Annotated in this window: 22 protein-coding genes; 15 read left to right on the top strand and 7 right to left on the bottom strand. The window is 67.8% G+C overall.

Annotated features, from left to right (window positions below; translation table 11 throughout):
• Positions 1 to 4 precede the first annotated feature (4 nt).
• Positions 5 to 2,542, top strand: coding sequence for an excinuclease ABC subunit UvrA (locus AU192_RS22545; protein ID WP_064399748.1), 2,538 nt, complete (start codon positions 5 to 7; stop codon positions 2,540 to 2,542).
• Here AU192_RS22545 and AU192_RS22540 read toward each other — a convergent pair.
• Complete coding sequence (locus AU192_RS22540) at positions 2,532 to 3,041, bottom strand: cupin domain-containing protein (RefSeq protein WP_064399747.1); 510 nt, start codon at positions 3,039 to 3,041, stop codon at positions 2,532 to 2,534. The two genes, AU192_RS22545 and AU192_RS22540, sit on opposite strands and share 11 nt — an antisense overlap.
• Positions 3,042 to 3,162: 121 nt before the next feature.
• On the opposite strand from AU192_RS22540, the gene AU192_RS22535 reads away from it, so the two are divergent.
• Positions 3,163 to 3,726 (top strand): TetR/AcrR family transcriptional regulator, encoded by a 564-nt coding sequence (locus AU192_RS22535; RefSeq protein WP_064399746.1) that lies wholly within the window; start codon positions 3,163 to 3,165, stop codon positions 3,724 to 3,726.
• 191 nt (positions 3,727 to 3,917) lie between these two features.
• Positions 3,918 to 5,543, top strand: a complete 1,626-nt coding sequence (gene groL, locus AU192_RS22530) for a chaperonin GroEL (protein ID WP_064399745.1) — start codon at positions 3,918 to 3,920, stop codon at positions 5,541 to 5,543.
• Positions 5,544 to 5,676: 133 nt separating this feature from the next.
• On the opposite strand, the gene AU192_RS22525 is transcribed toward groL, so the two are convergent.
• Positions 5,677 to 6,051, bottom strand: coding sequence for a hypothetical protein (locus AU192_RS22525; protein WP_064399744.1), 375 nt, complete (start codon positions 6,049 to 6,051; stop codon positions 5,677 to 5,679).
• A 42-nt stretch (positions 6,052 to 6,093) separates the two neighbouring features.
• Between AU192_RS22525 and AU192_RS22520 the strand changes: the two genes are divergently transcribed.
• Positions 6,094 to 6,918, top strand: coding sequence for an SDR family NAD(P)-dependent oxidoreductase (locus tag AU192_RS22520; RefSeq protein ID WP_064399743.1), 825 nt, complete (start codon positions 6,094 to 6,096; stop codon positions 6,916 to 6,918).
• Here AU192_RS22520 and AU192_RS22515 read toward each other — a convergent pair.
• Together AU192_RS22515 and AU192_RS22510 are read right to left on the bottom strand one after the other, a co-directional pair.
• Complete coding sequence (locus AU192_RS22515) at positions 6,907 to 7,464, bottom strand: carboxymuconolactone decarboxylase family protein (protein WP_064399742.1); 558 nt, start codon at positions 7,462 to 7,464, stop codon at positions 6,907 to 6,909. The genes AU192_RS22520 and AU192_RS22515 overlap by 12 nt on opposite strands.
• Positions 7,461 to 9,185 carry an N-acyl-D-amino-acid deacylase family protein gene (locus tag AU192_RS22510; RefSeq protein WP_064399741.1) on the bottom strand — a complete coding sequence of 575 codons (1,725 nt, stop codon included), beginning with the start codon at positions 9,183 to 9,185 and terminating at the stop codon, positions 7,461 to 7,463. The genes AU192_RS22515 and AU192_RS22510 overlap by 4 nt, the downstream gene beginning before the upstream one ends.
• 22 nt (positions 9,186 to 9,207) lie before the next feature.
• On the opposite strand from AU192_RS22510, the gene AU192_RS22505 reads away from it, so the two are divergent.
• From AU192_RS22505 to AU192_RS22475, 7 genes are all read left to right on the top strand, one after another.
• Entirely contained in the window at positions 9,208 to 9,597 is a 390-nt protein-coding gene (locus AU192_RS22505) for a VOC family protein (protein ID WP_064399740.1), read from the top strand.
• A gap of 17 nt (positions 9,598 to 9,614) precedes the next feature.
• Positions 9,615 to 10,130 (top strand): mycothiol transferase, encoded by a 516-nt coding sequence (locus AU192_RS22500; protein WP_064399739.1) that lies wholly within the window; start codon positions 9,615 to 9,617, stop codon positions 10,128 to 10,130.
• Complete coding sequence (locus AU192_RS22495) at positions 10,127 to 10,687, top strand: phosphatase PAP2 family protein (protein ID WP_064399738.1); 561 nt, start codon at positions 10,127 to 10,129, stop codon at positions 10,685 to 10,687. The genes AU192_RS22500 and AU192_RS22495 overlap by 4 nt, the downstream gene beginning before the upstream one ends.
• A 24-nt stretch (positions 10,688 to 10,711) precedes the next feature.
• Positions 10,712 to 11,290, top strand: a complete 579-nt coding sequence (locus AU192_RS22490; protein ID WP_064399860.1) for a TetR family transcriptional regulator — start codon at positions 10,712 to 10,714, stop codon at positions 11,288 to 11,290.
• 69 nt (positions 11,291 to 11,359) lie between these two features.
• Positions 11,360 to 12,877 carry an aldehyde dehydrogenase family protein gene (locus AU192_RS22485; protein ID WP_064399737.1) on the top strand — a complete coding sequence of 506 codons (1,518 nt, stop codon included), beginning with the start codon at positions 11,360 to 11,362 and terminating at the stop codon, positions 12,875 to 12,877.
• A 92-nt stretch (positions 12,878 to 12,969) separates the two neighbouring features.
• Positions 12,970 to 13,815 (top strand): hypothetical protein, encoded by an 846-nt coding sequence (locus tag AU192_RS22480; RefSeq protein ID WP_064399859.1) that lies wholly within the window; start codon positions 12,970 to 12,972, stop codon positions 13,813 to 13,815.
• A 29-nt stretch (positions 13,816 to 13,844) separates the two neighbouring features.
• Complete coding sequence (locus AU192_RS22475; protein ID WP_064399736.1) at positions 13,845 to 14,852, top strand: DUF2889 domain-containing protein; 1,008 nt, start codon at positions 13,845 to 13,847, stop codon at positions 14,850 to 14,852.
• Here the strand turns inward: AU192_RS22475 and AU192_RS22470 are convergent.
• On the bottom strand, positions 14,832 to 15,746 hold the full coding sequence (locus AU192_RS22470) for a crotonase/enoyl-CoA hydratase family protein (protein WP_064399735.1): 915 nt from the start codon (positions 15,744 to 15,746) through the stop codon (positions 14,832 to 14,834). The two genes, AU192_RS22475 and AU192_RS22470, sit on opposite strands and share 21 nt — an antisense overlap.
• Positions 15,747 to 15,900: 154 nt before the next feature.
• Between AU192_RS22470 and AU192_RS22465 the strand changes: the two genes are divergently transcribed.
• Positions 15,901 to 16,833, top strand: a complete 933-nt coding sequence (locus AU192_RS22465; protein WP_064399734.1) for an EfeM/EfeO family lipoprotein — start codon at positions 15,901 to 15,903, stop codon at positions 16,831 to 16,833.
• A complete protein-coding gene (locus AU192_RS22460; protein ID WP_064399733.1) occupies positions 16,830 to 18,083 on the top strand; it encodes a Dyp-type peroxidase in 1,254 nt (417 codons plus the stop codon). Before AU192_RS22465 ends, AU192_RS22460 begins: the two co-directional genes overlap by 4 nt.
• Here AU192_RS22460 and AU192_RS22455 read toward each other — a convergent pair.
• Positions 18,076 to 20,082 carry a prolyl oligopeptidase family serine peptidase gene (locus AU192_RS22455; protein ID WP_064399732.1) on the bottom strand — a complete coding sequence of 669 codons (2,007 nt, stop codon included), beginning with the start codon at positions 20,080 to 20,082 and terminating at the stop codon, positions 18,076 to 18,078. The genes AU192_RS22460 and AU192_RS22455 overlap by 8 nt on opposite strands.
• A gap of 250 nt (positions 20,083 to 20,332) precedes the next feature.
• On the opposite strand from AU192_RS22455, the gene AU192_RS22450 reads away from it, so the two are divergent.
• Complete coding sequence (locus tag AU192_RS22450; protein ID WP_064399731.1) at positions 20,333 to 21,208, top strand: phytanoyl-CoA dioxygenase family protein; 876 nt, start codon at positions 20,333 to 20,335, stop codon at positions 21,206 to 21,208.
• Here the strand turns inward: AU192_RS22450 and AU192_RS22445 are convergent.
• Positions 21,198 to 22,688 (bottom strand): MFS transporter, encoded by a 1,491-nt coding sequence (locus AU192_RS22445; RefSeq protein WP_165593338.1) that lies wholly within the window; start codon positions 22,686 to 22,688, stop codon positions 21,198 to 21,200. The genes AU192_RS22450 and AU192_RS22445 overlap by 11 nt on opposite strands.
• Before the next feature lie 169 nt (positions 22,689 to 22,857).
• Here AU192_RS22445 and adh point away from each other — a divergent pair, with 169 nt between their 5' ends.
• A complete protein-coding gene (gene adh / locus AU192_RS22440) occupies positions 22,858 to 24,381 on the top strand; it encodes an aldehyde dehydrogenase (protein WP_064399729.1) in 1,524 nt (507 codons plus the stop codon).
• Positions 24,382 to 24,446 lie beyond the last annotated feature (65 nt).

The following is a 24,446-nucleotide window of genomic DNA, read 5'->3' as shown; positions in this document are numbered from 1 at the left end:
AACCATGTCGCCAACCCCCACTACCCGCAGCGACGACATCGACCCATGCGTCCGTGTCTTCGGTACCCGCGTACACAACTTACGGGGTGTGGACGTCGCCGCCCCGCGCGACGCGCTGGTGGCATTCACCGGCATCTCCGGTTCCGGCAAATCGTCGCTGGCATTCGGCACCATCTACGCCGAGGCGCAGCGCAGGTACTTCGAGTCCGTGTCGCCATACGCGCGGCGCCTGCTGCTGCCGACCGGCGCGCCCAAGGTCGACGACATCACCGGGCTGCCCCCGGCCGTGGCCCTGCAGCAGCGCAGGGGGGCGGCCACCTCACGGTCCACGGTCGGCACCGTCACGACGCTGTCCAACCTCTTGAGGATGCTGTTCTCCCGTGCCGGCACGTACCCGCGCGGCGCCACCGAACGACTCGACTCCGACGCGTTCTCCCCGAACACGGCCGTCGGCGCCTGCCCGAAGTGTCACGGTCTCGGGCGGATCCATGAGGTGACCGAGCAGACGCTCGTGCCGGACCCTTCGTTGACCATCCGCGAGGGTGCCGTCGCGGCGTGGCCGGGCGCCTGGCAGGGCCAGAACCTGCGCGACATCCTCATCACGCTGGGGTTCGACATCGACAAGCCATGGCGGAAATTGCCCAAGCGGCAACGTGAATGGATATTGTTCACCGACGAGCAGCCCACCGTCGAGATCGATCCGAGCCAGCATCCGGTCACGGCGGACTACTACTACAACGGAACCTTCTCCAGCGCCGAACGCCACGTCCGGCACACGCTGGCGAACTCGCAGAGCGCGATGATGCGCCGACGCGTCCTGCAGTTCGTCGACAGCGTCGAATGCGGGGTATGTCGCGGAGCGGGGCTGCGACCCGAGGCGCTGAAGGTCACCTTCGCGGGTCGCACCATCGCCGACTACGTGGCGATGCCGCTGGCCGAACTCGCCGGTGCGCTGTGGCCGACCGCGGCCCGCAAGGACGCCGCCCCGGCGTTCGAGTCGACCGCATCCGGTGAGTTCACCGAGGTCGCCACGATGATCGCCGCCGATCTGGTCGCCCGCATCCAGGTGCTCGTCGACCTCGGCCTCGGCTATCTGACGCTGAACCGCCGCACCCCCACCGTGTCTCCGGGTGAACTGCAGCGGCTGCGGCTGGCCACGCAGCTGCGAGCCGGATTGTTCGGTGTGCTCTACGTGCTGGACGAGCCGTCGGCCGGCCTGCATCCCGCCGATGCGGAGCCGTTGCTCGACGTTCTGGATCGCCTTCGGCGAGCGGGCAATTCGCTGTTCATCGTCGAACACGACATGGATGTCGTGCGCCGGGCCGACTGGATCGTCGACGTCGGCCCCGGTGCGGGCGAGCACGGAGGACGGGTGCTCTACAGCGGACCCGTCTCCGGCCTGAACGACGTCGACGAGTCGATCACCCGCCGATACCTGTTCGGTGACGAGGCGGCCGAACCTCGGACCCCGCGCGAGCCGTCGTCACGACTGCGATTGCGCGGCGTCTGTTTTCACAATCTGCGCGACGTCGATGTCGACCTGCCGCTCGGCGTCTACACCGCGGTCACCGGTGTATCCGGTTCAGGTAAGTCGACGCTCGTCGTCAAGGTTCTCGGCGATGTGGTGAACCGCCATCTGGGCCGCGCCGTGGGGATGGCCGAAAGCGATAGCGACACCGACGATTCCGACGCCGAGATCGTCGACCTCGATCACGACGCCAGCATCGGGGTCATGGCGGAGGGCGTCGATGTGATCGACCGACTGGTCGCCGTCGACCAGCGGCCGATCGGGCGCACCCCGCGTTCGACGCTGGCCACCTACACCGGCCTGTTCGACGCGGTCCGACGGGTGTTCGCCGCGACGCCGGCCGCACGCCGCCGGGGCTGGACGGCGGGCCGGTTCTCGTTCAACGTCGCAGAAGGCCGATGCGAGACCTGCCAGGGGGAGGGCTTCGTATCAGTCGAACTGCTGTTCCTGCCGGGCACCTACGCCACCTGCCCGACGTGCGGGGGCGCCCGCTACAACGAAGCCACGCTGCGGGTGCGCTACCGCGACCACACCATCGCCGACGTCCTCGCCATGACCGTCGACGAGGCCGCACAGTTCCTCGAAGACATCTCAGGTGCATCGCGCAGCCTGACGACGCTGCGTGAGGTCGGGCTGGGATATTTGCGTCTCGGTCAGCCCGCCACCGAACTGTCCGGAGGCGAGGCCCAGCGCATCAAGCTGGCGTCTGAACTGCAGCGGCCCCGTCGCGGCCACACGATCTATGTCCTCGACGAACCGACGACGGGACTGCATCCGGCGGATGTGGATCTCCTCGACGCCCAACTGCATCGCCTCGTCGACGCGGGCAACACGGTGGTGGTGGCCGAACACGATATGCGGATGGTCGCCGGGGCGGATTGGGTGATCGACCTCGGACCGGGCGCGGGCCACGACGGCGGCCGCGTCGTCGCGGCGGGCACACCGCAGAAGGTGAGCCGGGCGAAGGGCAGTCGCACGGCGCCGTATCTGGCCGCGCGGCTGGTCACTCGATGAAGAAGTTGTCGTTGCGGATGAACCACTCCCGGCGTTCCTCGTCGGTCAAGTCGCCCAGCGCGGCGAATCCCTCGAAGTAGTGCTCGCGCGGGGCGCCGGGAGCGAACAGCATCAACAGCGACGTCGGCGCGTCGGCCTCGTTGCGGAAGCCGTGGATGCCGCCGGGCGGCACGTAGAAGAAATCGGTGGGATTGCCGTCGAACCAGTCGGTGCCGTCGTAGAGCCGCACCGTTCCCGACAGTACAAAGAAGGCCTCCGATATCGCGCGGTGAAAGTGGGGTCCCGGCCCGCCGCCGTTCGGTGCGATGTCCACGCGGTACAGCCCGTAGTCGCCCTCGGTGGCTTTCTGGTCGGCGAGGTAGTGGTATTTGACGAGCCCGAACGAGTCGTAGTCTGCCGGCTCGGTGCCACGTCGCACCCAGGCACTGGCCTCCGGTTCGGGCGCGGTGTACCGCGGAGGCGGGTAGGGCGGCACCTGCCGGGGATCGACGAGCGACATGCCAACCCACCCTGCCACGGTCAGACCACCGCCGGCACCGGATACGTGACGCCGGGCAACTCCTCGCAGTTCCGTGTTCGAGCCGCCGGGGTCCCCCATAGTCTGATTCGGAGGTGATGACGTGAGTGCGACCGACCGGCCGCTGCGTGCCGACGCCCTGCGCAATCGCGCCCGCGTGTTGGAGGTCGCCTATGCCGCGTTCGCGACCGACGGCCTCGCGGTGCCGATCGACGAGATCGCCCGACGTGCCGGCGTGGGCGCGGGCACGGTGTACCGCCACTTCCCGGCCAAGGCGGACCTGTACCGCGCGGTCGTCGAGGACCGGATCGACAGCCTCGTCGCCGAGGGCCGGGCCCTGATCGAGGGTGTGTCGCCGGGAGAGGCGCTGTTCGTTTTGCTGAGGTCGCTGGTCCTGCAATGGGGAGCGGCCGATCGGGGCCTGAAGGACGCGATGGCGGGGGAAGGCATCGACCTCGCGGCGGTCATCCCGGAGACCGTGCAGGCCTTCCTCGACTTTCTCGGCGGCCTGCTCGAGGCGGCTCAGGATGCCGGGACCGCCCGGCGCGATGTCGACGTGCTCGACGTGAAGGCGATCCTTGCCGGCTGCTTCGCGATCCAGGACGCCAACCCCGAACAAGCCGAGCGGCTCACCGAGGTGGTGCTGGACGGCCTGCGAGCGGCCTGAACGGGTGCGCATGCGATCTTGCACTCGCCATGCCCGAGTGCTAGAAAGGCAATTGGCACTCGCGACCGGTGAGTGCTAGGTCGGGACGGTGAGGCAACGGGCCGCATCTGCGGAGCACACCCGAGCCGTCCGTCGCGGGCACTGCACCCGACCGCAGACGTGCCATCCCCAATCCGGAGGAACACTTCGCAATGGCCAAGACAATTGCGTATGACGAAGAGGCCCGCCGCGGCCTCGAGCGGGGCCTCAACAGCCTCGCCGACGCGGTAAAGGTGACGTTGGGGCCCAAGGGTCGCAACGTCGTCCTGGAGAAGAAGTGGGGCGCCCCCACGATCACCAACGATGGTGTGTCCATCGCCAAGGAGATCGAGCTGGAGGACCCGTACGAGAAGATCGGCGCTGAGCTGGTCAAGGAAGTCGCCAAGAAGACCGACGACGTCGCCGGCGACGGCACCACCACCGCCACCGTGCTGGCCCAGGCGCTCGTGCGCGAGGGTCTGCGCAACGTCGCGGCCGGCGCCAACCCGCTCGGCCTCAAGCGCGGCATCGAGAAGGCCGTCGAGAAGATCACCGAGACGCTGCTGAAGTCGGCCAAGGAGGTCGAGACCAAGGACCAGATTGCCGCCACCGCTGCGATCTCGGCCGGCGACACCCAGATCGGTGAGCTGATCGCCGAGGCCATGGACAAGGTCGGCAACGAGGGTGTCATCACCGTCGAGGAGAGCAACACCTTCGGCCTGCAGCTCGAGCTCACCGAGGGTATGCGCTTCGACAAGGGCTACATCTCGGGTTACTTCGTGACCGACGCCGAGCGTCAGGAAGCGGTCCTCGAGGATCCGTACATCCTGCTCGTGTCGTCCAAGGTGTCGACCGTCAAGGATCTGCTCCCGCTGCTGGAGAAGGTCATCCAGGCCGGCAAGCCGCTGCTGATCATCGCCGAGGACGTCGAGGGCGAGGCCCTGTCGACCCTGGTGGTCAACAAGATCCGCGGCACCTTCAAGTCCGTCGCCGTCAAGGCCCCGGGCTTCGGTGACCGCCGCAAGGCGATGCTGCAGGACATGGCCATCCTCACCGGTGGTCAGGTCGTCAGCGAAGAGGTCGGCCTCTCACTCGAGACCGCCGACATCTCGCTGCTGGGCCAGGCCCGCAAGGTCGTCGTGACCAAGGACGAGACCACCATCGTCGAGGGCGCCGGTGACTCCGACGCCATCGCCGGCCGGGTGGCCCAGATCCGCGCCGAGATCGAGAACAGCGACAGCGACTACGACCGCGAGAAGCTGCAGGAGCGCCTGGCCAAGCTGGCCGGCGGTGTTGCGGTGATCAAGGCCGGCGCTGCCACCGAGGTCGAGCTCAAGGAGCGTAAGCACCGCATCGAGGACGCCGTCCGCAACGCCAAGGCGGCCGTCGAGGAGGGCATCGTCGCCGGCGGTGGCGTGGCCCTGCTGCAGGCCTCCCCGGCGCTGGACGAGCTCAAGCTGGAGGGCGACGAGTCCACCGGCGCGAACATCGTCCGCGTGGCGCTCGAGGCGCCGCTGAAGCAGATCGCCCTCAACGGCGGCCTGGAGCCCGGCGTGGTGGCCGAGAAGGTCCGCAACTCGGAGAAGGGCGTCGGCCTCAACGCCGCGACCGGCGAGTACGAGGACCTGCTCAAGGCCGGCGTCGCCGACCCGGTCAAGGTGACGCGTTCGGCGCTGCAGAACGCGGCGTCCATCGCGGCGCTGTTCCTGACCACCGAGGCTGTCGTCGCCGACAAGCCGGAGAAGGCGGCCGCTGGCCCGGCCGACCCGACCGGCGGCATGGGCGGCATGGACTTCTAAGTCCCGGTTCTCACGGAAAAGCCCGGCTCCTCGCAAGGGGCCGGGCTTTTTCACGTCCACTGGTAGCGCCGAACGTGGGTTACCCGCACGCGTTTGCGCGCGGACCGTGACACACGCCCACACTCGGCGGGGGTTACTCCTTGAGCGGCACGCAGTCGTGCAGGCAGTCCGGGCTCGTCGACGGCGACTCCGCGGTGGCCTTGCGATGCAGTACCGCGCGCGACGGTTGGACCGACAACGACTCGCCCGCCTGGTGCGCCTCACCGTCGACGATCAACGAGTACCCACCGGCCTCACTCGGCGGCCACACGATGGTGACGTCGCCGTGGCGGGCGGTGTTCTCCCGCGTGTGCCGACCGACGGTCCCGACGTCGAGTCGGCCGTCGCGCAACACGGGTTCGACGGCGACGGTGTGGGCGCGGTAGTCGTCGCCGACGGAGATCAGATAGGCGAAGCCGAAGTCTGCCAGCACGTCGGTCAACCGGTCGAGATCCACCTTGACGCTCATAGGGCGAGGATACGTCCGCGCAGCGGCGCGTTAGGTTCTTGTATGCCCTTGCCGCCGCCATCGTCTACCACCACCGCCGTCGTCACCGGAGCATCGGCGGGCATCGGCGCCGACATCGCCCGCGAACTCGCCGCGCGCGGTCACGGCGTCACGCTCGTCGCTCGTCGCGAAGACCGGCTGCGCGATCTGGCGGCCGAACTCGGCGGCAACGTCCGCGCCGAGACCATCGCGTGCGACGTCGCCGACCCGGCGGCCCGCGCCGCGCTGTTCGACCAGATCGCCGAGCGCGGCCTCACCGTCGACATGCTTGTCAACAACGCCGGGATCGGCACGATCGGATCGGTGACGAAATCGCCTGTGGCCGATGAGATTGCGCAGGTTCGCGTCAACGTCGAAGCCGTCATCGACCTCACCACCCGCGCGGTCCAGCAGATGGTGCCGCGTGGCCGCGGTGCGATCCTCAACGTCGGGTCCACCGCGGGCTACCACCCGTTTCCCCGCCAGTCCGGCTACGCGGGAACCAAGGCGTTCGTCAAGACCTACACCGAGGGCGTGCGGGCCGAACTGGCCGGCACCGGCGTCACCGTCGCGATGCTGGCTCCAGGGCCGGTGCGCACCGAGTTCCTCCAGGCGGCGGGCATGGACGAACGCAAGTTCGCCGCGGCATTCCCCAAGTTCATGTGGGTGCCGTCGCGGGAGGTGGCCAGAATCGGTGTCGACGCGCTCGAACACGACCGCGGCACGGTAATCGCAGGACGCCAGAATGTGCTGAGTACCCGCCTGCTGCAAGCGCTTCCGCGGGCTCTTCTGCTCTGGACGCTGCGCAGGCAGCATCCCGGGCTGCGTCGCGACCGCTCAGCGGTCTGACAGCGGCCAGCGCCGCATCCAACCCTCGACCGGCAAGGCCATGCCGTTGCACAGCGTGCAGATGGTGCGATACCAGCCGACTGCGACCAGCAGCTCCATCCGCTGCTCGTCATCGAACTCGTCGCCCAGGGCGTGCCACGTGTGATCCGACCATGTGCCGGTTCTCTCGACCTCGTCCACGGCGGCGATCAGTGCCCGCTCGAAATCGCTGAAGCCGGGATCGTCGTCGAGAACCAGCGCGTCACATTCGCGTTCGCTGACCCCGGCGATGGGACCCCAGAACGCGGCCTGGCCGCCCCATTCGTACTCGCACCGCAGCAATGCGCAGATCCGCAGGATCGCGATCGTGCGCAACCGCGGCGGCAGACGCGCGTCGACGTAGAGCGACTCGCCCAGTTTGCGAAGCCGCGCAGCCAGATTCGGGTGCCTCTGCAGGCAGCGCACCAGCAGCAGCGGCTCGTACGTGCGGTCGGGGTGTCCCCAGCCGTTGATGCCTGCGGCGTCGTCCTCGCTCCACGGGGGAGCCAGCGGCGCGACCCTGCTCACGCAGTGGGCGCGGGTCGGCGGCCGCGGATCAGCGCGCCCGGACGCGCGACGGTGGGAGTGCCGTTCTCGGCGATGATCTCGCCGGACACGACGGTCGCGACGTATCCCTCGGCGCTCTGGTCCAGGCGCCGGCCGCCGGCGGGAAGGTCATAGGCGATCACCGGTCGGTGTAGGCGCAGCCCGTCGTGGTCGATGACGTTGAGGTCGGCCTTGTATCCGACGGCGATCCGGCCGCGGTCGGCCAGGCCGGCAACCCGGGCGGGCACCGACGTCAGTTCGCGCACCGCCTCGGCCACCGACAGCCGACCCGCGGCGCGGTCCCGTGACCAGTGCGTCAGCATGTACGTGGGAAAGCTTGCGTCGCAGATCATTCCGTAGTGGGCCCCACCGTCGCCGAGTCCGAGCACCACGTCGTCGCGACGGATCAGGTCCGCGACCGTGTCGAGGGTGCCGTCGCGGAAGTTGGCCAGGGTCACCAGAAGAATGGCGTGACCGTCGTCGTCGAGCAGCCGGTCGTAGGCCTCCTCGAGCGGGCTGACGCCGCGGGCACGGGCGCGGCTCGCGATGCTCTCGGACCGCGGAGGTTCGTAGTCCGGTGGGTCGCCGAGCGGGAACATCCATTCGAACGCCTGCGCCGCGAACATCAGCGGATGGCCCTCGCCGACCGGCTGGTCCGACAGGATTCGTTGTCGCACTTCGGGTTTGCGCATCTCGGCAACGCGTTCGGCCAGCGGCAGGGAGGCCAGTTCCTGATAGCTGGGGTACATCACGAACGGGTTGCCCGACAACTCGAGGCCGAGCACCAGCCCGATGGGCCGCGGGAAGATCTGCGCGGTGATCTCGCCGCCGTCGATGTTGGCCTTCTCGACCATCGTCAGCGCGTCGAGGAAGAATGGGTCGCCGGCGTTGCCGATCGCCAAGGTGAACGTCACGGGCAGGCCGACCTCGGCGGCGACCTCGAACACCGTTCGCAGCACGGGCTCGTAGTCGCCGGCCACCAGGTCGGGCACGAACTGGATCAGCCCGCCGCCGGCGTCGTCGACTCCGCGGGCGATCGCCTCGATCTCGGCGCGGTCGGCGTCGTAACTGGGGATCGGTCGCCCGCTCTCGGTTTTGTGCAACGTGAACCGCGACGACGCGAAGCCCAGCGCGCCGGCCTGTACGGCTTCGGCGGCGAGTTTGCGCATCATCGCCAGGTCCTCGGCGGTGGCCGGTTCGCGGTCGACACCGCGCTGCCCCATCACGTACACCCGCAGCGGCGAGTGGGGCAGCAGCGCCGCCACATCAATGTCCCGGCGCCGCTCCTCGAGCGCGTCGAGGAACTCCGGGAACGTCTCCCAGTGCCACGGCAACCCGTCGACCATCACCACACCGGGGATGTCCTCGACCCCGGCCATCACGTCGACGAGGACGTCGTGGTCCTCCGGCCGGCACGGCGCGAACCCCACCCCGCAGTTGCCCATCACCACGGTGGTCACACCGTGCGCCGACGACGGCGTCAGGCGGTCCGACCAGATCGCCTGGCCGTCGTAGTGGGTGTGCAGGTCCACGAACCCGGGGGTGACCAGGAGGCCCGTCGCGTCGATCTCCCGCGCGCCGGGCTCATCGACTCTTCCGACGGCCGCTATGACTCCTGCCGAAACCGCCACGTCACCGACGTAGGGTTGCCCGCCGAGGCCGTCGACGATGGTGCCGCCTCTGATGACGAGTTCGTATGTCATACGTCGAATCTACGATGGGCCGGTGATCGACCACTTCGGAATCAACTGCGCGGACTTCCAAAGGTCGCAGGCGTTCTACGACACGGTCCTGGGCGTGCTCGGCTACATCCGCCAACTCGACTATCAGGTTGCCATCGGTTACGGCAGGGACGGTAAGCCCGACTTCTGGATCGCGGACATGAACGCCGGCGACGCGGCGGGTCCCAACCGCGAGGTGCACTTCGCGTTCGAGGCCGCCGACACCGATGCCGTGCAGGCGTTCTACGACGCCGCGATCCAGGCCGGCGCGGAGTCGCTGCACGCCCCGCGGCTGTGGCCCGAGTACCACCCCGGTTACTACGGCGCCTTCGTGCGCGATCCCGACGGCAACAACATCGAGGCCGTCTTTCACGGGGCGCGACCACCGGACTGACGTATACCGTCGAGGCCATGGCTGACTCAGACGTGGCAGTGGCCCGCGAAATTCTGCGCGATGCGTTCACCCGGCTCAGCGAGCACGTGGAGAACCTCACCGACGGGCTGACCGACGAGACCGCGTTCTTCCGTCCCACGCCGACCGCCAACAGCATCGCGTGGCTGGTGTGGCACAGCGCCCGTCAGCAGGACGTCCAGCTCGCCGACCTTGCGGGCACCGAGCAGGTCTGGTTGCGCGACGGGTGGGTCGACCGGTTCGGGCTCGACCTGCCCCGCGAAGACATGGGTTACGGGCACAGCCCCGAGGAGGTGGGCCGCGTCCGCGCTCCTGCGGATCTGCTCGCCGGCTACGCGCACGCCGTGCACAAGGCAACGCTGGAGTACATCGCGTCGGTCACCGCAGAGGAACTGAGCCGCGTCGTCGACGAGAACTGGGATCCACCGGTGACGGCGAGCGTGCGGCTGGTGAGCATCATCGACGACGGCGCGCAACACCTCGGCCAGGCGGCCTACATCCGCGGAATCACGTGACCCGATGGTGGCCGGCGCTCGCGCTGGTGGTGATGCTGCTGCTCGGCTGGGCGGTCGGCAAATCCTCGACGCCGGTCGACGACTGGTTCCAGGGTTTCGGCGACACCCCGGTGCGGCGCCTGGCCGTAATCGCCGATGCCCGCGTGTCGCTCGCCCTGGCTGTCGTGGTGTTGGCCGGCGCGTGCCTGCAACGGCGTTGGTGGCTGGCACTGATGACGGTCGTCGCGCCGGTGGCAGGAATCGCGGCCGTGCGGGTGCTCAAACCGATCTTCGACCGCCAGAAGGGAGGTGGGCTCGCCTATCCGAGCGGACATCTCACCGCGACCACCATCGTGTGGGGGCTGGCCATCCTCGCGGCCGGTGCGGCGTGGTGGGTTGTGGTGACCGCGGTTCTCGCCGTGGCGTCGGCGATGCTCGGAGTCGCCGCGACCTTCCACTACTTCACCGACGTGGCGGGCGGCGTGCTGTTCGGTTCGGCGGTCGTGTGGGCCGCCGCGGTCATCGCCCGGCGCGACCTCAGCGGGGATCGCGATTCCCCGGCGGCCTCGGCTGGCTAACTCGACGCGGTGCAACAATGGCTGATGGCGTTGTCCGATAAACCTCTGGGCTTGCGCGAGCGAAAGAAACTGCGAACCCGCGCGACGATCCGGCGGGAAGCCTTTCGCCTGATTCAGGAGCGGGGCTACCAGGCCACCACCGTCGAGCAGATCTCCGCTGCCGCGGACATCTCACCGCGCACCTTCTCCCGGTATTTCCCGACCAAAGAGGCGGTGCTGATCTCCGACGATCACATCCCGCCGATCATCGAGGCGTTCGTCGCCGCGCCCGCGGACATGTCGGTCATCGACGCCTACCGGCACGCCGTCGAGACCACGTTCAATTCGCTGACCCCCGAGCAGCGCGAGGAGGCCATGATCGGGCAGCGGCTGATGTACACCGTGCCCGAGGTGGCCGGCCTGCTCTATGCCGAATATGTCCGGCTGATCGGCCTGATCGAAGACGCGCTGACGCAACGTCCCGGCGCGCCGACTGACCCCCGCGAGCGGCGCGTGTTGGCAGGGGCGATCGTCGGGGTGCTGGTCGGCGCCTCGCACGGCACCCCGCTGCCCGGCGACCCGATCTCGGAAAGCCTGCAGGTGCTCGACCGGCTCATCAAGTAGGCGCCGACGAACTTGACACGTGTCAACCCTGCTGCGATCTAGATCACATGCGACCGCTAGCATGGGGTCATGACTGCGACGTCCGACGTTGAGCTGCCCGATACCAGCACCATCCGCAATCCCGCGACCGGAGCCGTCGCGGGCACCGTGCGATGGACCGACCCCGCCGACGTGCCGCGCATCGCGGCCGGCCTGCGCCAGGCCCAGCGTCAGTGGGAGGCCCGCGGCGCCAAGGGCCGGGCCAAGGTGCTGGCCCGCTACGCCGTATGGCTCGGCGACCACCGCGACGAAATCGAGTCGCTGCTGATCAAGGAGACCGGCAAGTCGGCCGTCGACGCGGCACAGGAGGTGCCGCTGCTGATCATGATCGCGTCGTACTACGTCAAGACCATGGAGAAGGCGCTGGCGCCCGAGAAGCGTCCTGCGCCGCTGCCGTTCCTGTCGATCAAGAAGATCGAGGTGCACTACCGGCCCCGTCCCGTCGTCGGCATCATCGCGCCGTGGAACTACCCGGTGGCCAACGCGTTGATGGACGCCATCGGTGCGCTGGCGGCGGGCTGCGCGGTGTTGCTCAAGCCGTCGGAGCGCACACCGCTGACGGCCGAGCTGCTGCTGCGCGGCTGGCTGGACTCGGGCGCACCGGAGGTGCTGGCGCTGGCCCAGGGCGCCCGCGAGGTGTCCGAGGCCGTCATCGACAACGCCGACTTCATTCAGTTCACCGGCTCCAGCGCGACGGGTGCGAAGGTCATGGAGCGCGCCGCTCGCCGGCTCACCCCGGTCAGCCTCGAACTCGGCGGCAAGGACCCGATGATCGTGCTCGAGGACGCCGACATCGACCTCGCCGCGCACGCCGCGGTGTGGGGTGCCTTCTTCAACGCCGGGCAGACGTGCGTATCGGTGGAGCGGGTCTACGTGCTCGAATCGGTCTACGACAAGTTCGTCGACGCGGTTGTGCGCGACGTCGAAAAGCTCAAGATGGGCGCAGGCGAGGGCTTCGACTTCGGCTCGCTGATCGACGAGACTCAGGTGGCCGTCACCGCCCGCCACGTCGACGACGCGCTTGCCAAGGGTGCGCGGGCGCTGACCGGCGGTAAGCGCCCCGAAAGCGAGGGCAACTTCTATCCGCCCACCGTCCTCGTCGACGTCGACCACTCGATGCTCTGCATGACGGAGGAGACGTTCGGGCCGACACTGCCGATCATGAAGGTCGCCAGCGTGGACGAGGCGATCCGGCTGGCCAACGACAGCCCGTACGGGTTGAGTGCCGCGGTGTTCTCCAAGGACATCGAGCGGGCCAACGACGTTGCGGTCGAACTGGATTGCGGCGCGGTCAACATCAACGACGTGATCTCGAACCTGATGTGCACGACCGCTCCGATGGGCGGCTGGAAGACCTCGGGTCTTGGCGCGCGGTTCGGCGGGGCGGACGGCTTGCGCAAGTACTGCCGCCAGGAAGTGGTGGTCGCGCCGCGCACCAACGTCGGCGCAGGCGGCAACTACTACAACAACTCGCCCAAGGCGCTGAAGCGGATGAACACGTTGATGACGAAGCTGGCGCTGATCACCCCGAAGCGGGCCGCCAAGTAGCGACGTCCTCGCCGTCGCGTCGAGACTACGGTTTCTGAGGCGGTTACTCGCGGTTCGTGTCAGAAACCGCGGTTTCGGGTAGGAGGATGCGCGTGCGCGTGGTGGTGACGGTCTTCTTGTGGCTCGTCACGACGGCGCTGCTGGCCGTCGCCGTCCCCACCATGTGGGCGCAGCGCAACGTGGTCGACGAGGGCGGATACTCCGCGTTGGCCCAGTCGGCAGCCGAGGACCCGCAACTGCAGAAGGCGATGGCGGGGGTGCTTGCCACCGAAGTCGCGTCGTACATGGGCGACAACGGTTACGACGTCGACAGCACCGTCATCAGCGGGGTGGCCTCGGCCTACACGGCGAACCCGACGTTCCCCGAACAGTTCGCCCTGGCCAACACCGTCGGTCACCGCTGGATGTTCACCGACGCGGCCCAGCAGGTCGAGGGCACCGACGAGTGGATCCTCGACCTCGGCCCGATGCTCGCCGACGAGTCGTTCCGCAAAACGCTGGGTAACGTCGGCGTCGCCACCCCCGAGTCGCTTCCGGTCTCCGTATCGATCACCGACTCCTGGCGGCCCGGCCAACTCAAACGGGTGTCGACGTGGGGGCCGTGGGTCAGCATCGGCGCGAGCATCCTCACCGGGGTGTTCGCCCTGTTGACGCTTGCTGCGGCTCGCAGTCGCGGCAGAGCCCTTGCCGCCCTTGGTGTTTCCGCGCTCATCGTCGGTGCGGCCGGATGGGCGGGCCTGGAGGTGGCGCGCCGCTCCGTCAACGACGCGTTGAACCGGCTGTCGGGGGACATCCGAGTGGTCGCCGACGTGATGGTGACCCACGCCGAGGACAGCCTGCACCACTGGCTGAACCTCGCACTGGCCGCAGGCGGAGTGCTGGTGCTGTTCGGCGTGCTCGTGGCGATGCTCGGCGGGTTGCGGCGACGCGACGTTTAGCCAACCTCGGTATTGCTACCGTGAAACCCATGCCGTTCGTCACCGACATCGTGGGCCCGCAGCGGCCCGTCGAGACGTGGCCACCGCTGGTGGCGGGCGCACTGCGGCGGACCAGCACCATCGACACCCATCCCGACGGCGCTGCGGATTCCGATGTGGACCTGAGGGCGCGTGACGTCGTCGTCCGGCGCGGTGCGGTGGAGGTGCTCGACGAGATCGCCGTGCGCGCCCGTTTGGCCGACCGGGTCATCGAGACGATCGAGGCGGTCGCGGGGGGCGACGAACGGCTCGGTCGCCTCGTCGGTAAGCGGGTAGGTCCCGGATTCCGCTCCACGGTAGGGGAACTGCTGCCCACGGAGATCCCTGGCTCGACCCTGCTGCACCTGCTGCTCGACGACTGGGTCGGTGCGGCGCTGGTCTCCGGTTACGCGCTGCAGTACGCGACGATCGTCGCGGGTACCGAGGAGAAGTTGCCGCCCGGCACCGCCGATCGCATGGCCGGTATCTGCGCGGGTTTCGCACCTGAGGCGTCGCTCGTGGGATACGCGCGACGCCTCGGCACCATCCCCTCGGTGCACGGACCGCAGGCCCCGCCGATCGACATCGACGGTGTGCACGCCGTCGAAACCCTTGGTGCACACGGCATGCGGCGATTACGGCGACTCGACCTGCACCCGCCGGAACAGGGTGTGGCACGCTACTCGGCCCGCTTTGATGCGCACTTCCGTGACTCCCATGTCGACGGCGACGGGGTCGAGACGATCGTGCACGAGTACACGCTCGCCGGCGCGGTCGACGTCGCGACGCGGACGATCACCGCGATCAGCGCGGACGTGCGTGTGCTGCCGTGGCAGGAATGCCCGGGCGCCATCGGCAGTGCGCAACGTGTGCAGGGGATGAGGCTCGCCGAGCTTCGCGACCGCGTCCGGCGAGAGTTCGTCGGCACCAGCACGTGCACGCATCTCAACGACACCCTGCGTGCGATCGCCGATCTCGACGCGCTCTTCGAGCTGCGTTCAGGGCTCGATGACGTGTGACGGGTCGGGGCGCTTCTCCGGCGGCGCCTGGCTGTAGTCGCCCCATGGACCGTCGCGGTGCTCGACGGCGGCCCGAACCCCCTGCGCGGCAGCGGTTTCGATAAAGGACAGCGCATCGGGGGTGTTGCGCATCAGCCCGTCGAGGATGCCGCCGAGGGTTTGGGTCGAGGCCAAACCCATGTTCTCGTAAGCCTGGTTGACGATCAGCTTCTGCGCCTGAAGCTGCGACAGCGGGATCGCGGCCAGCCTGCCTGCGACCTCTTTGACACGGGCCTCGAGGTTCTCAAACGGCACCGACTCGTTGATGAGTTCGACTGCGGCAGCTTCCTTTCCGGTCAGCGGCTCGCCGGTCAACGAGTGCCACTTCACCTTCGCCAGGCTCAGCCGGTACAGCCACATGCCGGTGAGGTAGGCACCCCACATGCGGGCGTAAGGAGTGCCGATCACCGCGTCGTCGCTGGCAATCACGATGTCGGCGCACAGCGCGTAGTCGCTCGCGCCGCCCACACACCAGCCGTGCACCTGGGCGATCACCGGCTTGGACGCCCGCCAGATCGCCATGAACTTCTGCGTGGGACCGGTTTCGCGCGCGCTGACCATGGCGAAGTCCTTGCCGGGGTCCCAACGGCCGTCGGTGTTCATCGCATCGCCCCAGTGTGCAAAACCACCGCCGAAGTCGTAGCCGCCGGAGAACGCGCGGCCGGCGCCACGCAGCACGATCACCTTGACGGCGGGATCACGCTCGGCCGCACCGATGGCCTTCTCGATCTCGTCGGGCATCGGCGGGACGATGGTGTTGAGGTGGTCGGGACGGTTGAGGGTGATGGTGGCGATGGGTGGCTCGGCGGCATAGAGCAAGGTCTCGAACTGCGGCCCGGATTCTGGCGGCGTCATGGCCCAAGTTTGGCAGAGAAGGCGCCGGCGCCGATTCTCGCGCTGAGCCGGTTCGCGCTTGATGGTGCACCCGCTCGCAACGCCGATTTAGGCTTGCCTCGCCTCTGACCAGCCAGAAGTGCTATGTTCAGCCTCTCCTAACTTCGAGGTGCTAATGAACCGGTATCTTGCCTGGGCAACCCCCATCGCCGTCGTCGGCCTGATCCTGTCCGGATGCTCGAATGAGAGCTCGTCTTCCGGCAGCGAGACGACGTCGGCCACTGGAACCGCGACCGAGACGACGAGCGCCGCTCCCGCAGTCGATCCCGCGGTACTCGACAAAGCGGCCGCCGACTACAAGGCCTACGCGCAGAGCAACATCGACGAACTTCAGCGCGTGGTCAAGGTCTTCACCGATGCCGTGCGCGCCGGAGACCTCAAGGCCGCCCAGGACGCGTACGCGCCGTCTCGCGCCCCGTGGGAACGCATCGAGCCGATTGCCGCCCTGGTCGAGGAGATCGACGGCAAGATCGACGCCCGTGTGGACGATTTCGCGGGCGTTGACGACCCGAAGTTCACCGGTTGGCACCGCCTGGAATACCTGCTGTTCGAGCAGAACACCACCGAGGGCGGTGCGCCGTTCGCCGACCAACTCGACAAGGACGTCGCCGACCTGAAGGCGCAGTTCCCGTCGCTCGAGGTGAAGCCGATCGACGTGTCCACCGGCGCGGCGGAGCTGGTCGAAGAGGTGTCCGAGGGCAAGATCACCGGCGAGGAGGACCGCTACTCCAAGACCGACCTGTGGGACTTCGACGCCAACATGCAGGGCTCGCGCGACGCCGTCAACACGTTGAGCGCCGCTCTGGTACAAGCCGATCCGGCTCTGCTGGGCAAGATCGAAGCGGGGCTCAACTCCGTGTTCGACACGATGCGGCCGTTGCGCCGCGGTGACGGCTGGGTGTTGTTCTGCACCGAGAACGACCCCTACCCGTCGCCGCGCTGCCCCGAGGTCACCGTGACACCGGACGTCATCGACAAGCTCAAGGCCGAACTCGCCGGGTTGTCGGAGAACCTGTCGCAGGTGTCGGGAGTGCTGAAACTGAAGTGAGCGAAGGCCGCTCGGGGCTGTCGCGCCGGGGCTTCATCACCGGCGCGCTGGGCACGGGTGCCGCGGTGGGGGCCGGTGCCGCCCTCGCCGGATGCTCGAAGGATGATGCCGCTCCGCCTGCTGCCGCGGGGACGCTCGTCCCGTTCGAGGGCGCCCACCAGACCGGCATCACCGCGCTGCCCATCCCCGAACAGGGATTGATCGCCTCGTTCAACGTGCTGTCGAAGGATCGCGACGGCCTCAAGCGCGCACTCCGGGAACTCACCGAAGAGATCCGCGGGCTGATGGCGGGCAAGCCGCCCGAGGTGCGCGACCCGGAATACCCGCCCGTCGACTCGGGCATCCTCGGCGAGCAGCCTCCGGCGGACAACTTGTCGGTGGTGGTCGGTGTGGGCGCGTCGCTGTTCGACGACCGGTTCGGGCTCGCGGACCGCAAGCCCAAGGAACTGGTCACGATGCCGTTTCTGGCCAACGACCGGCTGGATCCCAAACTGTCGCACGGTGATCTGTCGATCGTGATCGAGGCCGGGCACAACGACACGGTCATCTTCGCGCTGCGTCAGCTGATGCGCCGCACGCGCAGCGATCTGGTGATGCGGTGGATGGTCGACGGATACGCCAGGGGCATCGGCGCCGGGCAGGCCTCAGAAGCGGCGACTCCTCGAAACCTGTTGGGCTTCAAGGATGGGACGGCCAACCTCGATGTCGACGACGGCGCCGTGATGGACCGCCACGTCTGGGTCGGCCCGCAGGACGGTGAACCGGAGTGGGCGGTCGGCGGTTCCTATCAGGCGATCCGCATCATCCGCATGTTCGTCGAGTTCTGGGACCGCACCCAACTCGTCGAGCAGGAGGCGCTGATCGGGCGCAGCAAGGTCAGCGGCGCGCCGCTCGGGCTCAGCGGTGAGTTCACCGACCCCGATTACCCAGAAGACCCAGACGGCAAGCGAATTCCGCTCACGGCCCACATCCGGTTGGCCAACCCGCGAACGCCGGAGACAGACGAGAACCTGATCCTGCGGCGGGGCTTCAACTACTCCCGGGGTTTCGACGGCGCGGGCCGACTGGACCAGGGTTTGGCCTTCATCGCCTATCAGCGCAGCCTGGAGAAGGGGTTCCTGACGGTGCAGCGCCGCCTGGCAGGGGAACCGCTCGAGGAGTACATCCTGCCGGTCGGCGGCGGCTTCTTCTTCATCTTGCCGGGCGTCACCGGTCCCGACCGGTTCCTCGGCGATCAGCTGTTCAGCTGAGCATCGACCACAGGAACTCGTAGATCAGCGCCGACCGGAATGCGGTCTGGGCGTTATCGGCCGCGCCGGCGTGTCCGCCCTCGATGTTCTCGTAGTAGTGGACCGGATGGCCCGCATCCTCGAGGGCCGCGGTCATCTTGCGCGCGTGGCCCGGATGTACGCGGTCGTCGCGCGTCGACGTGGTGATGAGAACGGGCGGGTACCGGCGATCCGCCGAGATATTCTGGTATGGCGAGTATTTCGAGATGAACGCCCAATCGTCGGGATCGTCGGGATCCCCGTACTCGGCCATCCAGGAGGCCCCTGCGAGCAGCAGGTGGAACCGTCGCATGTCCAATAACGGCACACTGCACACCAGCGCGCCGAACAGTTCCGGGTAGCGTGTCAGCATTACGCCCATCAACAGGCCGCCGTTGCTTCCGCCCTGCGCACCGAGCTGCTCGACTGTGGTGATACCACGCGCCACGAGATCGCGTGCCACAGCGGCGAAGTCCTCGTAGACGAGATGCCGGTTCTCACGCATCGCCTGTGTGTGCCACGTCGGCCCGTACTCCCCTCCACCGCGAATGTTCGCCAACACGTACGTGCCACCCCGGCTCAACCACAACCGGCCCAACACACCGGCGTAGCTTGGCGTGTTGGCCACCTCGAAGCCGCCGTATCCGCCCAACAGCGTGGGGCTCGGCGCATGATTGTGGCGATGCCCCACAACGAAATACGGGATCGTGGTGCCGTCATCAGACGCCACAAAGAACTGCTCGACCTCAAGGTCGGCGGCGTCGAAGAACGACGGCGCGCGTTTGACCTCTGCGACGGCGTCACCGGCCACGCCCCATAACAGCCGCGACGGGGTGTCGAAACCGCTGGAGTCGACGAAGATCTCGTCGCCGTATTCGTCGGCGTCGACCAATACCGTATTGGTGTTCGGCGGGATCCCTGCAATCTCGGCTCGCCGCCATGCTCCCGGTGTCACGACCTCGACGTGGCTGATCACATCGACGAGCGTGACGAGGATCAGGCGTTCACGTGTCCACGCGTAGTCGTCCAGGCTGGAGTGCTCGTCGGGTTCGAACACCTCGTGCAGATCCCGCGCGCCATCCAGATATTCGACGTAGTTCGCGGCAAGCAGGGAACCGGCGCGATACGTCGTCGACCCGACTGTCCACTCCGCGCGCGGCCGGATCAACAGCCACTCGCGGTGCACGGAGATCCCGGCGTCGGTTGGCACGTCGATGGGTATCAGCGTTTCGCCGCGCAACTCGTAACGCTCGCGGTTGAAGAAGTCGAACGCCCGCGTGATCAGCAACCGTTCGAATCCCGGTGTCGCGTCGTAGCCGCATCCCACGCTGACGTCGGCGATCTCACCCTCGAACAGGGTCTGCGCATCGGCGAGCGGTTGCCCGCGCCGCCAGCGCTTCACGATCCGGGGGTAGCCGGAGTCGGTCAACGAACCCGGTCCGAAGTCGGTGCCGACCAGCACGGTATCGCGGTCCTGCCACGTGACGCTCGACTTGGCCTCGGGAAGCGCGAAACCGTCCGCGACGAACTGCCGTGCGGCCATGTCGAATTCGCGAACGACGGTGGCGTCGGCGCCGCCGCGGGACAGTTCGACGAGCGCGAGGGAGAAGTCCGGTTCGAGCACGTCGGCGCCGGCCCACACCCAGTTCTCGTCGTCTTGGTCGGCGAGCGCGTCGACGTCGATCAGGACGTCCCACTCCGGCTGCTCGCTGCGGTAGCTGTCCAGCGTCGTGCGCCGCCACAGACCCCGCGGGTGGTCCGCGTCGCGCCAGAAGTTGTACAGGTGATCACCGCGCCTACGGACGTAGGGGATGCGGGCGTCGGTGTCGAGTACCTCCAGCGCCTCGCGCCGCATCTGCTCGAACCTCTCACCGCCGAAGCGCGCGACCGTCGGCTCGTTGTGCTTGCGCACCCAGTCCAACGCATCATCACCGGTGATGTCCTCGAGCCACAGATACGGGTCCTCATCCACGCGACCCATTGTCGCGGTCCGGCGCCCGACCGGTTCAGCCGGTGTTGCCGTGCCGGGTATGACGCCGTTTTCCGGCTCGCTTTGCGGCAGAGTTAATTTTCTGCCGGAATGCCCCGCGCCAGCGCCCATGGTGAGTGATCATGACGTGGTCACCTTTCGTCTTGCCGAAGGAGGTCGTCATGGCCGACCCACAGATCGTCGACACCGACGAGGCTCGAGAAGAAGAGGTTCAGCAGGAAATCGACCTGCTGCCATCCTGATGACTGACGACTCATCGACGGCTCGACACGTCGGTGAGATCGAAGAACTCGGCTACACCGTCGTCAGGGGAGTCCTCGACGACGCCGCGGTCGACGGCTACCTGAGCGATACGCGTCGGCTCGAGCGCGAACTGCCGACGGTGATCGCCAACTCGAACACCGTCGTCAAAGGCTTTCCCCGCCCGGGACAGAAGCCGCTCAACGGCGCCGATCACGACTGGGTGCGGATCGACAACCTGTTGCTACACGGCGCCCGATACGAGGCGCTCCCGACCAACCCACGGTTGTTGCCGATCATCGAGGGTGTGCTCGGTCGGGACTGTCTGCTGTCCTGGTTCATGACGAGCAACCAGCTGCCAGGAGCGGTCGAGCAGCGGTTGCACTGCGACGACGAGATGTATCCGATTCCGCGGCCTCACCAACCGCTGCTCTGCAACGCGCTGATCGCGCTCTGCGACTTCACCGATGAGAACGGCGCGACCCGCGTTGTGCCGGGCACCCACCGGCTGGCAGCGATGCCCTCGGAGCCCTATCCACCGAGCACGCCGGTGGAGATGGCCGCCGGTGACGCGCTGGTGTGGAACGGCGGCCTGTGGCATACGGCCGGCGCCAACCGGACGAACAAGCCGCGTCCCGCCCTCACCGTCAACTACTGCGCGGGGTTCCTTCGCCAACAGATCAACCAGCAGCTGAGCATTCCTCGCGAGTTGGTGCGACGGCTGGATCCACGACTCCGCGAACTGATCGGCTACGGCTTGTTTGCGGGGAAAATGGGCCGGATCGATTGGCGCCCGCCGGCCGACTACCTGGGATCTGAGGAGCATCCGTTCCTCGACTCGGTTCGCGACCGTCTGGAGCGGCCGCTCACGATCTGAGGGCCGGCTGTTCGGGCAGCCGCAAGGCGATGATCAGCGCGACGGCCGTGATGGCGGCGGCGACCGCGATGGTCGCCTGCGCGCCTGTCGAGAGTGCCGTCGCAAGCGCGGACGTGTCGGCCGAGGGCGTCAGTCGCGAGTGCGACGGCACCGCCGCGTCCAGCGCCGACCGGCCGGCCACACCGCTGAAGACGGCCGTGAGAATCCCCGCGCCAAGCGCGCCGGCCAGAAGCCGCAGCGCGCTCTGAACCCCACCGGCAACCGCTGAGTCCTGTTCCGGCACTTCGTAATACGATATATTCACCAGTCGCGCGTATGCGACACCCCAGGCCACGCCGTAGGCGACCAGCACCGCTCCCACGGCGGCCAGCGGCATCTGCGAGGAGAGCAGGGCGATCAGGCCGAGCAACAGAAGCGGCAAAGCCGCAAGGGCGTATCGGGCCACCGTGCGGTCATCGAGTCGCCGGGCAAGCGCAGCCGCGGCCGGGCCGCTGAGCACCGCGCCCGCGCCGTAGCAGGCCAGCACGACGCCCACACCCAATTGGCCCACGCCGAGGACGAACCCCAAGACCAGTGGTAGGGCCAGCTGGAATCCGGTGTCGCCGATGGACATGAACGCGGAACTGAACGTGGCCAGGCGAAAAGACCGGTACCGGAACAGGTGTGGCGGGGCAATGGGTTCCCGTCGCCGACGGATCCGCCTGCGCTGCACCGCGGCGAAGGCGGCAGCGGCCGCGATCGTGACCCCGAAAAGCCCCGCGGCCGTGCGTACTTGGTCGTCGTAGCCGCCGCCTCCGAGGTCCACGGCCAGCGCAAGGCTACCCGCACTTGCCGCCAACAGGAGTGCACCCCAGACATCGATGTCGGCGAGACGCTTACGGGGGTTCTCGGCCAAGGTGGCGGCGATGCCCACCGCGGCAAGCACGCCAAGTAGCGCCGACCCGAAAAAGGCCCAGCGCCAACTGATCGCGGTGGCCGCCGCCGCGCCCCCGACAAGAGGTCCTATCACCGCCGCCAGTCCGATCGCCGCCGCCCACAAGCCGAAGGCGCGCTCACGCTGCGGCCCGCGTTGCGCGAACAGCGTGTTGAGCACGCCGAGACCGTTGGGCAGAGTCGCCGCCAACGCCAATCCGGACAGCACGCGCCCGGCGAAGAAGGACGGCAGATCCCAGGCGATGCCGCTGAGCACGCTTCCCGCGATGAACAGCGCGGTGGAGACGAGCAGCACGAAGCGTCGTCCGAGGACGTCACCAAGCCTGCCGAACAGGACCATGAATGCCGCCGCTGCGGCGAAGTACGCCGTGAACGCCAGGCCCAGATCGGCCACGGACAATCCGAGATCGCGCACCAGCGACGGGATGACAGCGTCGGCGATCGTGAAGTCGCTGATCGCCAACGTCACCGCCAGCAACACGAATCCGTAGCTTGTCGAGGGCCGCGAACCGGGCGCGCGGTGTTCGACCGTCGGTGACGGATCCACGCGACCATTGTGGAGGTCGCGAGGCACGGTAGGGGCACGCTGGCGCACCGATGTGATCGCGAGCACAATCGGCCATGATGCGAAAGACCGACCGCCATCGACCCGTCGCCTTCGCCGATGGCGACCGGCCGTCACAGGTCTCGTCAGATGTCTCAACGAGGAGGACACGATGACCGTTTACGCCCGCCCGGGTTCCGCCGACGCCCTGATGTCGTTCGAGTCGCGCTACGGCAATTTCATCGGCGGAGAATGGGTGCCGCCGGCGTCCGGGGAGTACTTCGAGAACCCGACGCCGGTGACGGGCCAGCCGTTCTGTGAGGTGCCGCGATCCAACGAAACCGATATCGAGGCAGCGCTCGACGCCGCACACGGCGCGGCCACCGCATGGGGCAAAACCGCCGCGGGGGAGCGCGCCGTCATCCTCAACAAGATCGCCGACCGTATCGAGGCCAACGTCGAGTCGCTGGCGCTCGCGGAGTCGTGGGACAACGGCAAGCCCATTCGCGAGACGCTCAACGCCGACCTCCCACTGGCCGTCGACCACTTCCGCTACTTCGCCGGAGCGATCCGGGCGCAGGAGGGGTCACTGTCCCAGATCGACGACGACACCGTCGCCTACCACTTCCACGAGCCGCTCGGCGTCGTCGGGCAGATCATCCCGTGGAACTTCCCGATCCTGATGGCGACGTGGAAGCTGGCGCCCGCGTTGGCCGCCGGGAACGCCGTCGTGCTGAAACCGGCCGAGCAGACGCCGGCCTCGATTCTGTATCTGATGAGCCTGATCGGCGACCTGCTGCCCGCCGGTGTGCTCAACGTCGTCAACGGTTTCGGTTTCGAGGCGGGCAAACCGCTGGCGTCGAGCAACCGCATCGCCAAGATCGCGTTCACCGGCGAGACCACCACCGGCCGGCTGATCATGCAGTACGCGTCCCAGAACCTGATCCCGGTGACGCTGGAGCTCGGCGGCAAGAGCCCCAACATCTTCTTCTCCGACGTGATGGCCGCCGCCGACGATTACCAGGACAAGGCGCTCGAAGGTTTCACGATGTTCGCCCTCAACCAGGGCGAGGTGTGCACGTGCCCGTCGCGCAGCCTGATCCAGGCCGACATCTACGACGAGTTCCTGGAGTTGGCCGCGATCCGCACGAAGGCCGTGCGACAGGGCGATCCGCTGGACACCGAGACGATGATCGGGTCGCAGGCCTCCAACGACCAGCTCGAAAAGGTGTTGTCCTACATCGCGATTGGTAAAGACGAAGGCGCCCGCGTCGTCACCGGCGGTGAGCGCGCCGAACTCGGCGGCGACCTGTCCGGCGGCTACTACGTGCAGCCGACGATCTTCGAGGGCAACAACAAGATGCGGATCTTCCAGGAGGAGATCTTCGGGCCCGTCGTCGCGGTCACCTCGTTCACCGATTACGACGACGCGATCGCCATCGCCAACGACACCCTGTACGGGTTGGGCGCCGGCGTGTGGAGCCGCGACGGCAACACCGCCTACCGCGCCGGCCGCGACATCAAGGCGGGTCGGGTGTGGACGAACTGCTACCACGCCTACCCGGCGCACGCCGCCTTCGGCGGGTACAAGCAGTCCGGCATCGGCCGCGAGAACCACAGGATGATGCTCGACCACTACCAGCAGACCAAGAACCTGCTGGTGTCCTACAGCAACAAAGCGCAGGGGTTTTTCTGACGAGCGCTTGCGCGAGGAAGCGATGATCCTGACGAGCGCTTGCGCGAGGAGGCGAGGATTCTGAC

The organism is Mycobacterium lehmannii (assembly GCF_001499925.1).
Classification (GTDB): Bacteria; Actinomycetota; Actinomycetes; order Mycobacteriales; family Mycobacteriaceae; genus Mycobacterium; species Mycobacterium lehmannii.
The sequence above is the reverse complement of the archived record's forward strand: the minus strand, read 5'-3'. Positions and strand labels throughout refer to the sequence as shown.